Raw genomic sequence first — 14,425 nt, 5'->3', positions numbered from 1 at the left:
CATAATGCCAGAAATTGAACTGAACTGCCAGAGCCTTCCCTGCCCTCAGCCTGTGCTGAAATGTAAAGAATGTCTTGATGCTCAGTCTCCCTCGCAACTCTCTGTAATTGTAGATAATGATGCTGCAAAGGAGAATGTTTCCAGATTCTTGGCTTCTCGTGGCTACTCTGTGAATGCTGAAGCTTCAAATAATATCTGGAAACTTAAAGCGACACTTGAAGATACTGTGCCCTGCGAAGTTTGTGAAGTCATGACTGACCACGTTGTCCGGTCCTTTTCGGATAGAACGGTTCTGCTGTTGACCACTGACGTTATCGGTTCCGGCGATGATGTTCTGGGTGGAAAGTTGATGAAGAATTTTCTGCTTACCCTACCCGAACTCGGGGAAACTCTCTGGCGTATTATAATGCTGAACGGTGCTGTAAAACTTGCAGCTGAAGGTAGTCATGTCGTGGATGAGCTTTCGGGGCTTGAAAACTCCGGTGTGGAGATTCTTGTATGCGGGACTTGTCTTGAGCATTTCGGCTTGCTGGCTTCTAAAAAAGTTGGAGGCACTACCAATATGCTGGACGTTGTAACCAGCTTGCAGCTTGCAACAAAGGTCATCCGGCCTTAAAAAACACTAAACATAAAGTTGTACTTGAAGTATTCATGAATAAACGTTCTGGTCACGAAAAGCGTTCACCGCATCAGCGCAACGCAGCACAAAAGAAAAGTGTTCGTCGAGCCGGCAAGACGCCCGAGACGTCTTCACATCCTCGTAGTACCTCACCTGTTGCGTCAAATGGCTCTGGCGATAGCGCGGTAAGGATTAATAAAGCGTTGGCTGATGCGGGTATTTGTTCCCGCAGAGCTGCTGATGAGCTTATCTTGCAAGGTGCAGTAGTTGTAAATGGTGATGTTGTTCGGACGCCCGGTGTTAAAATTGTTCCGGGACAAGACCAGCTGGCTGTAAATGGTAAAGTTGTTACTTTGCAGGCGGCTACCGCAAAAACATATACTTACCTTTTAATGCACAAGCCGGTTGAGGTGGTTACTACTGCCAGTGATCCGGAAGGGCGAACAACTGTTATCGACCTGCTTCCTGCCCGCTATAAAAAGATGCGACTTTTTCCGGTAGGACGTCTGGATTTTTTTTCAGAAGGCTTGCTTTTGCTTACTGATGACGGCGCCCTTACACATCGCTTGACTCATCCTTCATGGCATTTGCCCAAGACATATACAATACGCGTACGAGGAGATGTGACCCAGGATGCATTGCGTGTGATGCGCGAAGGGATGACTCTTGCTGAAGGAGAAAAGTTGGCACCTGTCCAGGTAGAGGTGGTAAAAAGCATCCCCCAAGGGGCTGTGCTGGAAATGACTTTGATTCAAGGCATCAATCGGCAGATCAGGCGTATGTGTCGGGATTTTGGGCTTGTCGTGCTTTCTTTAAGACGTATTCAACAGGGCCCCATCTTGCTGGATGATCTGGAGAAAGGCGCTGTTCGTTCGCTTTCAAGGTCGGAAGTGGCAGCTCTTTATAAAGCTGTTGATTTGTAAGGCACTAAAAAAAGCCCTCTGAACTCAGAGGGCTTTTTTTAGTGCCTTATGGAATTACTGAAACAATTTTTTTTCCATTACCGTAGAAGATGTCCTGTCTTCAAGATCAACTCCTTTGGGCGGAGTAAAGGCAAACTTTTTATCAGTAACAGGGGCGTCAAACTTCATGTTGGAAAAAGTCAGGGTGTTCTCGTTACCGTAGAAGTCGACGATCATTACTTTATGGATTTCAGCAGTTTCGTTTACCCATAGAGTCGCCTCCGTCAGTGTCTGCTGAGGGCGGAACGGGTATAAATGAAGCTTGGTCAATCCATCTTCTGTTCCTTCATGTTCTACTTCAAAGTCTGATTCAATCTCACCTTGTCCGGTTACAAAACGCAGAATCGAACTTGAATCTTTAAGCATTTCCAAAGGATACTTGTATACAACCTCTTCATCTACGAGATAGTTCCAGATTGCATCATCGTTGATGACAATCAGCTCCTTTGAAGGGGCTGTGGTTTCCCACCGCAGAGCCTGCGGCTTTTTAAAGGATATAGTTCCAGTACGCGTTTCAGTTGTACCACTCTGCTGGTGTTTAAGAGTCTGGGTAAAGTCTGTGCTTAATGTGTTAAATGCACGGGACTGGCTTTCAATACGTTGTACGAGCGCAGCCGTATCTGCTGCAAAACAAGGTGCAACCAGTCCGGTAACCAATAAGATTGCAAGCGAAACAGAAGTAATAATCTGATTCATCTGTGATTTCCTTTTTAGCTTTCTCTGGCACCAATGACCATTCTGGGCTTACTACCATCCGCAGGGCCGATAATGCCATCCTGCTCCATCTGTTCAACATATCTAGCGGCTCTGTTGAAGCCGATGCGGAAACGACGTTGAATGAGCGAGATTGAGGCCTTGCCTTGCGCCATGACGAACTGAACGGCCTCTGCATAAACGGGATCATCAGCTACGCTGTCTCCGCCCATGCTGCCGCTTACAGCGTTTTCATCCTGTGCAGGGCTGCCCCATTCTGCAAAGTCAACACGATAACTCGGGGCCTGCCGTTCTTTCCAGTAATTTACAACGGTAACAACGTCTTCATCTGATACAAAAGCTCCATGCATGCGCTGCAAGCGTCCGCCGCCCGGTTTGAAGAGCATATCCCCTCTACCCAGCAGATGTTCTGCGCCGACAGTATCAAGAATGGTTCGCGAATCGTGCTTTGACGTTACCTGAAACGAGATACGGCACGGGAAGTTCGCTTTGATGAGGCCGGTAACAACATCTACGCTCGGGCGCTGTGTTGCAAGAATCATGTGTATACCGGCAGCACGGGCAAGCTGTGCAAGGCGGACGATGCTTGTTTCCACTTCTTTTGCAGCGGTAAGCATAAGGTCTGCCAGCTCGTCGATAATGATAACGAGGTAAGGAAGCAGCTCAAGGTCGCAGAGCTCTGGTGGTCTTTTGTCCCCAACGTCTTTCAGCTTCTGATTGTAGCTGGTGACATTTCGTACGCCAAGGCGGGCCATCGCTTCATAGCGCTTGTCCATTTCATGAACGGCCCAGTCCAGTGCATTTTTTGCCTGTGACATGTCGGTAACAACCGGATGTACAAGATGCGGCAGATCCGCATATACGGCAAGCTCAATGCGTTTGGGGTCCACAAGAAGCAGTTGAACTTCTTCCGGGCGGGATTTGTAGAGAAAACTCATTAAAATTGAGTTGATGCAAACACTTTTCCCAGCGCCTGTGGCTCCTGCAACAAGTAAATGCGGCATTTTTGCCAAATCTGCCACTGTCGGGGTTCCGGCTATATCCTTGCCTACTGCCATGGTAAGCAGTGATTCCGCTTTACTGAACGAATCGGCTCCAAGCAGCTCTTTCAGGCTGACAGTTTCCCGCTCTTCGTTAGGAATTTCAATCCCTACGGTGTCTTTACCCGGAATGGGTGCCTGAATGCGCACAGCTATTGCTTTAAGCGCAAGGGCAAGGTCATCGCTGAGGTTTGCTATACGGCTTACTTTTACGCCGGCTGCGGGCCTGATTTCAAACATGGTAACAACAGGCCCGGGCGTGATGCGGACAAGCTCGCCTTGTATGCCGAAGTCCGCAAGACAGTTCACAAGTGTCTGCCCTTTTTCTTCCAGAATTGCTCTCGGTGCCTTTTTATCAATACCTTTGGGTGTTTCCAGTAAAGAAACAGAGGGAAGTGCAATTTTGCGTTTCGGGCGTACTGGAGCAGCAGCCTTTTGTGGTTCTGGCTGCTTTACCCGAGGTTGCGAGTCTGCGCCTACTGTCGTTGAAGGAGTAACTTCAGGCTGTAAGTTTGCCAAGGGCTGTGATTCGTGTAATTCTGGGCCAATATAAAACTGCCCTGCGTTCTCTGCCTCTTTACGGGGCTGCGGGCTGGTCATGACGGGTTCATCCTCAAAGGCAAAAAGCGATGCCCTGTCCTCTTCTGCCGCCGGCAATTCCACGCGCTGTGAAAGTACGAGTTCGCCTTCGGGCTGAGAAGGAAAGAAGTTTTTCCAGATTTCTTTTGCCTTGTTCCACACTGCTCCGGCTTTACTTTTTTTGACGGCAGGGGGGCGTTCGACTCGCGAAGAAGAGTCATGCTCTATGATATATTCTGTTTTTTCACTACGAGTAGCCTTGTTGCCTGAGCGCATACGTTCCGGCATATGGATGCTGGCGATGAGCGTGGCAAGTAAAGCGGCTACCGTTGCCCATGTGAAGCCTACGGCAAGCTGTAACGCCACGATAAATAAAAAAAGCCAGATTATGCTGGAACCGGCAACGCCCAGAAATAAGGTGCTGAGGCGGTACAGTTCATTGCCGAGCAAGCCGCCGCCGTTGATATCCCCAAGGCTGACAGGTATGGCTGAGGCAAATGTTGCAATGCACATTGCCAGCAATGTTAAGCCTACCCAGCGCCACCATTGAATATCGCCGGACTTAAGGTAGTGTCTGCCCGCCGAGGTAAGCAGCGCTATGGGGATCAGATAGGCTGCCAGACCGAAAATGTCTGCCAACAGCCCGGATGCATAGGCGCCAGTGAGCCCTGCCCAGTTTTCGAACCCTTTTGACCTGCTGGTGACATGGTTGAAGCTGGGATCTGCCTGACTATGGGATATCAGGCTTAAAAGGAGCATAAAGCCTAAGAAGACGAGGAAGAGAGCAAAAATCTCCCGCGCCAATCTGTTACCTTTCGAAATGGTTCGCCTCCATTGGACGTTGAAAACTTAAAGGAATAAGGGACACAGCTTCTTCAGCCATATCCCTTACCGTAACCAGGATTATGCGTCCATAGGTGCCGGTGTTTTGGCCGCCGGTACCAGATGATGGGCTATTCGCGGCCCATATATTCCCGGGATTCAGTGTTCACTTTTACTCTGTCGCCGATGTTTACGAAGATCGGAACCTGAATAACTATGCCGGTTTCAAGGGTTGCAGGTTTGGTAACGTTAGAAACGGTATCGCCTTTTGCGCCCGGCTCGGTCTCTGTTACTTCAAGCACCAGAGCTGCAGGAAGTTCAAGCTCAAGGGGCTTGCCGTTGTACAGCAGTACACGCACGGTCTGACCGTCTTTAAGAAATTCTTCTTTACCCGCGGTAGTTTCAAGGGGCATGTAAATCTGTTCGTATGTAGTCAAATCCATAAAGACAAGGTTTTCATCTTCGCGGAAAATAAACTGCATATCGCGGTTTTCCATGTCAGGCTTGCCGACTTTTTCACCGGAACGGAAGTTGTTATCAATAATGCGACCGGTAAGCAGGTTGCGCAGCTTGGTACGCACAATTGCACCGCCTTTACCGGGCTTGAAGTGCTGAAAATCTACGATTTCAAACGGGGTGCCATCCATCTCAATGCGCAGACCGCGCCTGAAGTCAGTGGTAGAAAACATTATTCCTCCGAAAAAGTTAACAATAAAGCCCGTTGGCCTGGTTCCTAAGGTTATTCTTCGCGTTCCTGCAGGTGCATTGCCAGAGCCTGTACTCCTAACGCGTAACTCATAAGGCCGAAACCGGCGACTACGCCGATGACATGCCTGCCTATGAGGCTACGCTGACGAAGTTGTTCGCTTCTGGCAAGAACGTTGCTGATGTGAGCCTCTACACAAGGAATTTTGATCCATGCAAGACAGTCTGCCAGAGCAAGGCTTGTGTGAGTATATGCTCCGGCATTTAACACTACGCCGGACGTTCCATCGGCGCGGGTGGCTTCCAGTCTGTCAATCAAAGCTCCTTCAGAGTTGCTTTGAAAATGCTGAAGTGTAACCCTGCCGGCATTGTCACCCATGAGTTGCTTCAGCATTGCTGGTAAGTTGTCCATGCCCTGTGTACCGTATATTTCTGGCTGTCTTTTGCCCAGATGGCCAAGGTTGGGGCCGTTCATTATCAAAATGTTGAAGCTTTTCATGCTAAAAATCCTCTTTGTTTTTGCGCCTCGCTTCTGCTAGCATCAGAAAAGCAGGCATCGACGGACGAAAAGCTGAATATTTTTTCCCAAGCTACAAATCTTGTCAAGTCTGCCTGTGTGTTGAGTTTCAACAAGCATATTTTTAACAACAGATTTAGTTATGCAGCCAAAATTAGTACTTGATAGCACCATTTATACTCTTGATCAGCTTATAGCATATACTGCGCCGCAAATTGCCCTTGCGGGGCGTTCAAATGTAGGCAAATCTTCTCTTGTAAACACGCTTGCAGGGCGCAAAGGCCTTGCACGTATAAGCTCTACTCCCGGCAAAACGCGTAGTATCAACTTTTATCAGGTTGACCCTGATGCCTACTATGTTGTTGATCTTCCCGGATACGGTTACGCACGATGCAGTAAGGTCGAGCGCGAAAAGTGGGCGAAGCTTATTCGTAAATATCTTACAGATACGCCTGCAGTCTGCGGTATCGCGATTTTGCTTGATTGCAGACTTACTCCGCAGAAACTTGATGTTGAGCTTGCATCCTTTGCAAGACAGGCAGGTATACCGCTATTACCGGTTTTGACCAAGGCTGATAAGTGCAAACAGCAGGAGCGTGCTAAGCGCCAACGAGAATGGCGGGACATTCTGGGCGGCGGGAATCCTATTCTGTTTTCCAGCAAAACCGGTATGGGTAAAGACAAATTGTGGAATGCCCTGCACCGTATGGCATTTCCTGATTTTGTCCATGACATTGAGCCGGAATCTGATTCTGAAGAATAGTGTTTTTAGTGGACTAACAAAAAAGCGGAACTTTCGTTCCGCTTTTTTTATGCAGTTTTGGACCGTGATACATAGACTAGCCTGAAGATGGCGGAACCGCCGAAAAGGGCATTTGCTCCCCATGCTGCAACGCCCGGGGGCAGAATTCCGTTTTCTCCAAGCGAACCACCAATGGTAAACAGCGTATAAAACACAAAAACCAGCAGCAGCGACGCCCCAATATTCAGATAAATGCTGTCCCGCCAAGTTATTAAGGCAAGCGCAATTAAGGCCATTGAAACCAGTGAGAACGCATAGGCAAGCTTCATATGCCACGCAGTGCGAAGTGCTTCTACGTTGGAACCGCTCTGCTTCAGCCTGTTGATGGCATCTTGCAGTTGCCAAAGAGGAAGGCGTGACGGGTCTCCTCTCGGGTCGACGATGGCAAACGCCTTAACGTCCTGCTGAATGGGAAGCACTACCCTTTCAAGAGTTTCTACTTCGTAAGCACCGGGAATAAGACGAGTGCAGTTTGTGAGGGTCCACTTCCCTTCAGTGGCTGTAAAGTGTGCAGCAGTCACAACCTGTAACACACTGTTTTTGTCTTCTCCCAGCTCGTATACTGTAACGTTGGTGCCTTGCTCTTTCAGCGGCTGCAGTGTGCTGATTTTTATAACTCTGTTGCCTTCAGTAAACCAGAGGTTGGCAAGAGTCACTTCTCCCGCTTGGCGATTGCGGACTTGCTCTTTCCATATCTGGCTTGCTTCTTTCTCTCCGTAAATGCCTAAAACCTGAGAGAATCCTAACTGTATTCCTGCCCATATCATGGCGTACACGATGAAAAAACGTGTAAGGCGCAGAAAGGATATGCCGCCAGCCTGAAGAGCGACCAGTTCCCTGTCGCGGGCCATAATGCAAAGCTGAATGACTGCGGCCAGTAAGAACACCGCAGGCAGAATCTGCGAAATGATCAACGGCGTTTTGACTGCAAAGTATTTCAGGATAACTTCAGCACCGAGTCCGGCCCCGAGAAAGTCATCAAGCCTGTCAAACAAGTCTGAAAGCAGATATATTCCTGTTCCGATGGTCAGCGTAAGCAGAGTCAGGAACAGGTTAGTTTTTAAAAGATATCGTGAAAGAATGCTCACTGTGCGCTCTTTTTACGGAACAGTTTTATATGAGAAAGATAACTCGCCAGATTAAGCGAGCGCTCGCGCTCTGCTCTGTCCAGCCAGAACAGGCCGATAGCAAGAAAAATCAAGTTAGGCATCCACAGGCCCACTGCCGGAGGAATTGTGCCTGATTCCCCCGTTGAAAGGCCGACGGACAACAATGTATAATACACCAGAAACATGGCCAATGCTAACAGGATGCCGAATTGCTTTTCAAGCCCTTGGAAAGCGCACGCCAGAGGCATTGCGAATAAACCTAACACAAGGCAGGCCATTGGTAGTACCCACCTTTTCTGAAGTTCCACCTCTACCTTTCGCATGAAGTTGGCGTCTTTTTGGGCCATCGGATGTGACGGGTTGATACTGCGCAGGTCCTGCCACGAAAGTTCTTTAGGCTTGATTTTCCCTAGAGTTACACCCTTGAAAATCTGACTGAGCTCCAGACGTACAGTGTAGTCTGAAAAGTCGAGGACGCTTACACTGTCTTGCTGTTGGCGATAAATCTTACCGTCATGCAGCTTAAAAATGAGTTCTCCGAGCCGCTCGTCGGAAAGAAGCCTTCCAGAAGGGGCAAGAATAAGAATGCTGGTGCCGTCGCGGCTGTTGTCTTCTACCATGACATAGCCAAGCTCACCGGAACTGCTGTCCACATTTCTTGCAAACACAGTAAGCCCGGGCACTGTCTGGTTGAAAACTCCCGGTTGCAGTACGATTTTTGCGCGGGTGTTCGCTATTTCCATAATGGTATGGCGGAAGTTACCCATTCCCCATGCCACTCCGGAAAGTGAAATGTACAGGTTGAAAGCGCCGCAAATCAGGCAAAACAGAATTGGTGCAGGCAGAAGCTGAAAAAGGCTGAGGCCGCCTGCCTTAAGCGCAATCAGCTCTCTGTCTGTGCTCATGCGAAGGAACGTCAGGAATACGCTGAGCATACAGGCAATGGGTATGATCAGTGTAAGGAAAAGCGGGCTCAGGTATACGAAAAGAGTTGCCATATCGAGCGCTCCAAGGTCGAGACCGAGAAACAACTCGCGCAACTGCAGCATCCTGCCGATGAGGATCAGTGAGAGCAGTGAACCCATGCAGAGGCCGAAAAGTGAAAAAAGCTCTTTGAAAAGCTGCTTCTGCAACAGGCTGATATGAGAACGAAACAGAGAGTGCCTCCCTACTTCTGCTGGGTGGTGACTGAATTATTTGTGCGGAGAAAATCTTCGAGCATCTGACAGTCCTTAGGGCTTAAGTTGAAACGCATTCCTGCTTCTTCAATCAGTTTTTCAACGGGTAAACCGCTTTTTCCGGACTCCGCGATGTACTCAATAGCTTTGCGAACAAGTTCGCTGCCAGGCATAATTGTGGTCATTTGGACATCCTGAAGTTGATTGGTGCAGACTGGCTTAACGCAGCCAAGGAATCAGGCTTTCTACCTTATCACCATGTTGCTTGCAACAGGTTGCAGCATAAGCTATTCGCCTGTTCAGAGTTTTCGCCATTTGTCACCCCACACTTTACACAGGTATTATTGTTAATGACTGATTTATTGATTGCTGCCACTTTGGGTCTTGTAGAAGGATTAACTGAATTTCTGCCTGTATCTTCCACTGGGCATCTTATTATAACCGGCTACCTTTTGGACTATACGGGACCAAAGGCTGAATCCTTTCAGGTTGCTATTCAGTTAGGGGCAATTCTTGCCGTGGTCTGCCTCTATAAAGAACGTTTTAAAGATTTATTCAACTTCAGGTGCGAGCGACGTTTTTCCGGTATTCGCGGCTGGCTGCTGCTGGCACTTACATCGGCTCCGGCAAGCTTTCTGGGGCTGTTGGCTCATAGTTACATAAAAGAGCACCTTTTCGGACCGGTTACCGTCGCCTGGGCTCTGGCCATAGGTGCAGTGTATATTCTGCTTGTTGAAAGGCGAGGTGAAGGAACCAGCTATGAGTCGCTAGATGATGTCACGCCCAAGCTGGCTTTAGGGATTGGGCTCTTTCAGTGCCTTGCACTATGGCCCGGTTTTTCTCGATCCGCCGCGACAATTATGGGCGCTTTGCTGTTAGGCAGCCGACGTAAGCTTGCGGCGGAATATTCTTTTGTTGCTGCCGTGCCCATTATGTTTGCCGCTACCGGTTACGATCTGTACAAATCCGCCTCGTTATTTTCAGTTGCGGATCTTCCTTTCTGGGCTGTTGGTTTCGGCGTTTCTTTCTTATCAGCCTGGCTTGCTGTGAAAACCTTCATTCACCTTGTCGGCTGCATGACGTTCAGGCCGTTTGCATGGTACAGGTTGGCCCTTGCGCCGCTTGTGCTTCTTTTTTGGGCATAGGTGAAAAAAAACTTGCAAAGGTTTTTATTCTTGGATAAACACTGCCTCCGTCGCAACAACGACATCGGATGGCGAGGTAGCTCAGTTGGTTAGAGCATGCGGCTCATATCCGCAGTGTCGGGGGTTCAATTCCCTCCCTCGCTACCATCAATAATACTCCGGCTTATGGCGGAGTTTGCTTTTTCAGTGGCAGACCATTTGTTCTTTTTTTGATGAAAAGATTGACAACTTGGCTGAAAAAAGTCACAAACCAAATCCCGCAACACAAGTGTTGCATTTGCGGCGAGGTAGCTCAGTTGGTTAGAGCATGCGGCTCATATCCGCAGTGTCGGGGGTTCAATTCCCTCCCTCGCTACCAAGAAAATAAGCCCCGTTTTACGGGGCTTTTTTTGTATCCTCTGGATTATCATTCACCCCCCTGACCATGCTCCCTATATTGGATACATGGTTACGACTTCCCTAAAAACATACTTCAGATCTCAAGAAACGCGCTCCTCAGGTATCTTTGCGGCGTTCCTTACTTTATTCCTTCCGGCTGTATTCTTATCTGCCTTTGCTATCGGCTTTTTTTTCTACGCGGATAAACAGCAGCAGCTCAATATGGAAAAAAAACAGGAACAAGCTCGTGTGGGCCATGCATATGACGGCACCTCGCTGGAGCTTAATCTTGTTTTTCAAAGTGTATTGAATGCGTTGAATCGTTTTTCTCTCTTTGCCTATACCGAAACCCCTGACGAACAGAATTTTGCGCAACTGAAGCAGGACCTTTATGCTTTTGCGGTTGATAATACCCAATTTGACCAGATCAGACTGATTTCTGCCTCCGGCATGGAGCTGTACAGGGTTAATCGAACCGAAACAGGCCCTGTTGTTGTACCTGATGATTATTTGTCAGACAAATCAACACGTTACTATTTTAAAGAAATGATGAACATCAAGCCTCATGAATTGTATATTTCACGGCTTGATCTGAATATTGAAAATGGAGTGGTTGAAGTACCTTACAAGCCTATGCTCAGAGTTGGAGCACAACTTGTAAATAGCCAGGGAAAAGTCGTCGGCGTTATTCTTTTCAATTATCTGGCAGAGCACATTCTTAATGGTATCTGGATGAAACAGAACTCCCAAGAGGGCTCTTTGATGCTTCTTGACCATGATGGTTACTGGATGCAGTCAGATACTCCCTCACAGCATTGGGGCTTTATGTTCGGGGATATGCTGGGGGTGTCTTTTGCCCAGAAGAACCCTTCTGTCTGGCAATATATGCAGCGTATGGGTGCCGGTCAGATAGAAACTGATGAGGGCATATACACATTTGCTGCTCTGGCTGCGACTCCCGTAGGACATGTAATTTACTCCCGAAGGCAATACGAAGTTCCTGCTCACCTGCTACGGGATTGGTACATCGTTTCATTTTTACCACATCGTAGTATTGCTGATTTTTTATGGGCCGAAGGTCTGCCCTACTCCATGACATTTTTCCTTGTCTGTTTGCTTAGTATGGTAGGCACCTTTATGCGTGCTGGTTTTCTGCAGGAAAGAAAGGAAGCTATGCAGGCCCTGAGACAGAGTGAGGAGCGTTTCAGGGGAATTGTTGAAACATCCCGCGACTGGATTTGGGAGATGGATTTGAGCGGCTGGATTACTTACTCCAGCCCGAGAATAGAAGAAGTGCTCGGCTATACAGCTGTAGAAGCTACAGGCAAGCGCATCTTTGACCTCATGTCATATAATGATGCCAGAAATGCTTGGGGACAGTTTATGGACGCTGTTGAGCAGGCTTCGCTGGTGGAAAACAATGAGAATGTATTTCAGCATAAATCCGGTCATCGGGTGGTTCTGGAGTCTAATCTGGTGCCGATGGAAGGTGAGTCCGGAGAACTGCTGGGTTTCCGCGGAATAGCAAGAGATGTAACCGAAAAGCGTATAGTGCTTTCTCAGCTGGATACGGCCCGTAAAGAAGCTGAAGCCGCAAGCAAGGCTAAAGGAGAATTTCTTGCGCGGATGAGCCATGAAATTCGTACACCTATGAACGCAGTCATAGGTATGAGCCACCTTGCACTTAAAACACCTCTTACTCCTAAGCAACATGATTATCTGAGTAAAATTCAGTCTTCTGCGAATTCGCTGCTGGGTGTAATTAATGACGTTCTGGATTTTTCCAAAATTGAGGCGGGTAAGCTGGAAGTTGAAAATGTGCGGTTCAATCTTGAAACCGTTTTGACGAATGTTGTTGGCGTAAACTCCATTTCTGCCTCTGAAAAAGGGCTCGAATTTTTGCTGGATATGGGAAAGGACGTGCCGTTGGAAGTATATGGCGATCCTTTAAGACTGGGGCAAGTTTTGACGAATCTGGTAAGCAACGCGGTCAAGTTTACTGCAAGCGGAGAGGTTATTGTTGCTGTTAAGGTGGTTTCTTCGCATAGCGATGTGGCGCGTGTTCGCTTTACGGTTAAAGATAGCGGTATCGGCATGAACCAGGATGAACTTACCAAGCTCTTTAATCCGTTTTCTCAGGCTGATGGATCTATTACCAGACGATACGGAGGCACCGGCCTTGGTTTGAGTATCAGCAGCAAGCTTGTTCAGCTTATGGGTGGAGAGCTTGTTGTAGAAAGTGAAGTTGGTGTCGGCAGTGCTTTTTCATTCGAGCTGGACTTAAGGTGCAACGCTATTGAGCCGGAAGAATTAGAAGAACAGGTATACGAGCTTGCAGGGCTTCAGGTGCTTGTGGCTGACGACAATTTTACTTCCAGAGCCATTTTGAAAGAAGTTCTGGAGTCGCTGCGCTTCGAGGTTACCCTTGTAGAGACAGGTGAAGATGTTTTGCGCGTGCTTCAGGCCGAGGGCGATCGCTATCAGGTTATTTTGCTTGATTGGCGAATGCCGGGAATGGACGGACTGGATTGTGCTAAACGCATCAGGGCCATGCATTTAATGCTACGCCCGACTATTTTGATTATTACGGCTTACGGACGAGAAGAAGTTTTAGGCGGATTTCCTTCCGATACCATTGACGGGGTTCTGCTCAAGCCTGTCGCCAGATCTCTTTTGCTCAATACTATCGTAGATGCTCTTCCGGGTTATGCCAATTCTGTAGGCACTCTTTCCGGTGGTAACTTTGATGCTCATGAACTTTCACGGGATTTGGGCGGGAAAAACGTACTCGTTGTGGAAGACAACAAAATTAACAGACAGATTGCAAAAGAACTGCTGGAAACGGTAGGCGTACGGGTTACTCTGGCTGTTGATGGAGTGGAAGCCCTTGAACTTGTAGAGAAATATGACTTTGACTTGATCTTTATGGATATCCAGATGCCCAAAATGGATGGCCTTGAGGCATGTCGACGTATCAGACAACTGCCGGATAAACTGCAACCCCCCATTGTAGCCATGACAGCTCACGCCTTGACAGGTGATAAAGAGGCCAGTTTGCGCGCCGGCATGAACGATCACATCACTAAGCCGATTGATCCGGATCAGCTCTACGCTTCTCTAACACATTGGGTGCGTTCGGGGGCATCGTTTGAGGACTCTCCTCCTCCGTTGGCGGTCTCTGTACGAAGAGATTCTGGACAGAGGACGGAGTCTGGCAATGATGGAAGTTCAGCAGAAACGGGAAACTCTGCATCAGACGATTCCCCCTTGCTGGATACAGCACTAGGCTTGATGCGGGTGAAAGGCAACCGCCACCTACATGACGGTCTGCTGGCAGAATTTATCAGTGAATTTAAAAACTACCCTGCCCTGATGCGTTCGTTTGTGGAGAGAGATACCCCTGATGAGGCGAGAAAGCTTAATCATGCTCTAAGGGGTGTAGCTGGTAATATTGGCGCTACACGTTTATTTAACCTGTCTGTAAAATTGGGCGATTGCCTGAAGAAAGAAAGCCTGGGGTGCGCTCCGCTGCTTTCTGAGCTTGATAACGTTATGCATGCTACTGTTGATACAATATTACAGTATCTTAAAAGTGCTGAACACAGTTTGAACTCTGAAGCTTCTCCGCTTGCGTCAGGCGTTGCAGCCGCCCGTATTGAAGAGCTGCGTTCGTTGTTGCGGGTGCATGATACCCGTGCCCTTGATGTGCTTGATGAGTTGCGGACAACTATTCAGTCACAACAGCCAGATATTTATGATGCCCTACTTCGTGCTCTAAATAAGTTCGATTTTAAAGGTGCACTGAAGCACATTAATCGCATGGTTATTTCCTCTGACGATGAAAGGATGGTGTAG

12 protein-coding genes and 2 tRNA genes are annotated in these 14,425 nt (G+C 48.2%); 7 read left to right on the top strand and 7 right to left on the bottom strand.

Annotation, left to right across the window (positions count from 1 at the left end; genetic code table 11):
• The first annotated feature begins 4 nt into the window (after positions 1-4).
• Together yedF and ACK5LI_RS05150 are read left to right on the top strand one after the other, a co-directional pair.
• On the top strand, positions 5-616 hold the full coding sequence (yedF, locus tag ACK5LI_RS05155) for a sulfurtransferase-like selenium metabolism protein YedF (protein WP_416946890.1): 612 nt from the start codon (positions 5-7) through the stop codon (positions 614-616).
• 35 nt (positions 617-651) lie between these two features.
• Positions 652-1,542, top strand: a complete 891-nt coding sequence (locus ACK5LI_RS05150) for a pseudouridine synthase (protein ID WP_416946888.1) — start codon at positions 652-654, stop codon at positions 1,540-1,542.
• 54 nt (positions 1,543-1,596) lie between these two features.
• Here ACK5LI_RS05150 and ACK5LI_RS05145 read toward each other — a convergent pair whose 3' ends face one another.
• The 4 genes from ACK5LI_RS05145 to ACK5LI_RS05130 form a co-directional block, all read right to left on the bottom strand.
• Positions 1,597-2,277: a LolA family protein gene (locus ACK5LI_RS05145; RefSeq protein ID WP_416946886.1), complete on the bottom strand. Its 681-nt coding sequence runs from the start codon at positions 2,275-2,277 to the stop codon at positions 1,597-1,599.
• A gap of 14 nt (positions 2,278-2,291) precedes the next feature.
• Positions 2,292-4,718 (bottom strand): DNA translocase FtsK, encoded by a 2,427-nt coding sequence (locus ACK5LI_RS05140; protein WP_416946884.1) that lies wholly within the window; start codon positions 4,716-4,718, stop codon positions 2,292-2,294.
• A 149-nt stretch (positions 4,719-4,867) separates the two neighbouring features.
• The gene (gene efp, locus ACK5LI_RS05135) at positions 4,868-5,425 is read right to left on the bottom strand and encodes an elongation factor P (RefSeq protein WP_416946882.1); all 558 of its coding nucleotides are present in this window, start codon (positions 5,423-5,425) and stop codon (positions 4,868-4,870) included.
• 50 nt (positions 5,426-5,475) lie between these two features.
• Positions 5,476-5,940 carry a type II 3-dehydroquinate dehydratase gene (locus ACK5LI_RS05130; protein WP_416946880.1) on the bottom strand — a complete coding sequence of 155 codons (465 nt, stop codon included), beginning with the start codon at positions 5,938-5,940 and terminating at the stop codon, positions 5,476-5,478.
• A gap of 160 nt (positions 5,941-6,100) precedes the next feature.
• Between ACK5LI_RS05130 and yihA the strand changes: the two genes are divergently transcribed.
• Positions 6,101-6,721, top strand: coding sequence for a ribosome biogenesis GTP-binding protein YihA/YsxC (gene yihA, locus ACK5LI_RS05125; RefSeq protein WP_416946878.1), 621 nt, complete (start codon positions 6,101-6,103; stop codon positions 6,719-6,721).
• A 47-nt stretch (positions 6,722-6,768) separates the two neighbouring features.
• Here the strand turns inward: yihA and lptG are convergent, their stop codons facing one another.
• Genes lptG through ACK5LI_RS05110 form a run of 3 tightly spaced genes read right to left on the bottom strand, consistent with a single transcriptional unit; the run spans position 6,769 to position 9,232 of the window.
• Positions 6,769-7,848, bottom strand: coding sequence for an LPS export ABC transporter permease LptG (gene lptG / locus ACK5LI_RS05120; RefSeq protein WP_416946876.1), 1,080 nt, complete (start codon positions 7,846-7,848; stop codon positions 6,769-6,771).
• Positions 7,845-9,002 carry an LPS export ABC transporter permease LptF gene (gene lptF, locus ACK5LI_RS05115; protein WP_416946874.1) on the bottom strand — a complete coding sequence of 386 codons (1,158 nt, stop codon included), beginning with the start codon at positions 9,000-9,002 and terminating at the stop codon, positions 7,845-7,847. Before lptF ends, lptG begins: the two co-directional genes overlap by 4 nt.
• A 35-nt stretch (positions 9,003-9,037) precedes the next feature.
• Positions 9,038-9,232 carry a hypothetical protein gene (locus ACK5LI_RS05110; protein WP_416946872.1) on the bottom strand — a complete coding sequence of 65 codons (195 nt, stop codon included), beginning with the start codon at positions 9,230-9,232 and terminating at the stop codon, positions 9,038-9,040.
• 165 nt (positions 9,233-9,397) lie between these two features.
• Here ACK5LI_RS05110 and ACK5LI_RS05105 point away from each other — a divergent pair, with 165 nt between their 5' ends.
• The 4 genes from ACK5LI_RS05105 (at position 9,398) to ACK5LI_RS05090 (ending at position 14,425) form a co-directional block, all read left to right on the top strand.
• On the top strand, positions 9,398-10,192 hold the full coding sequence (locus ACK5LI_RS05105) for an undecaprenyl-diphosphate phosphatase (RefSeq protein WP_416946870.1): 795 nt from the start codon (positions 9,398-9,400) through the stop codon (positions 10,190-10,192).
• Between the two features lie 70 nt (positions 10,193-10,262).
• Positions 10,263-10,339 (top strand) — tRNA-Met (locus tag ACK5LI_RS05100).
• Between the two features lie 134 nt (positions 10,340-10,473).
• Positions 10,474-10,550: transfer RNA gene (locus ACK5LI_RS05095), tRNA-Met, on the top strand.
• A 242-nt stretch (positions 10,551-10,792) separates the two neighbouring features.
• The gene (locus tag ACK5LI_RS05090; protein WP_416946868.1) at positions 10,793-14,425 is read left to right on the top strand and encodes a response regulator; all 3,633 of its coding nucleotides are present in this window, start codon (positions 10,793-10,795) and stop codon (positions 14,423-14,425) included.

Source organism: Oleidesulfovibrio sp. (genome assembly GCF_047973035.1).
Taxonomy (GTDB): domain Bacteria; phylum Desulfobacterota; class Desulfovibrionia; order Desulfovibrionales; family Desulfovibrionaceae; genus Oleidesulfovibrio.
Note: the sequence above shows the minus strand (reverse complement) of the source record. Positions and strands in the feature narration are given on the sequence as shown.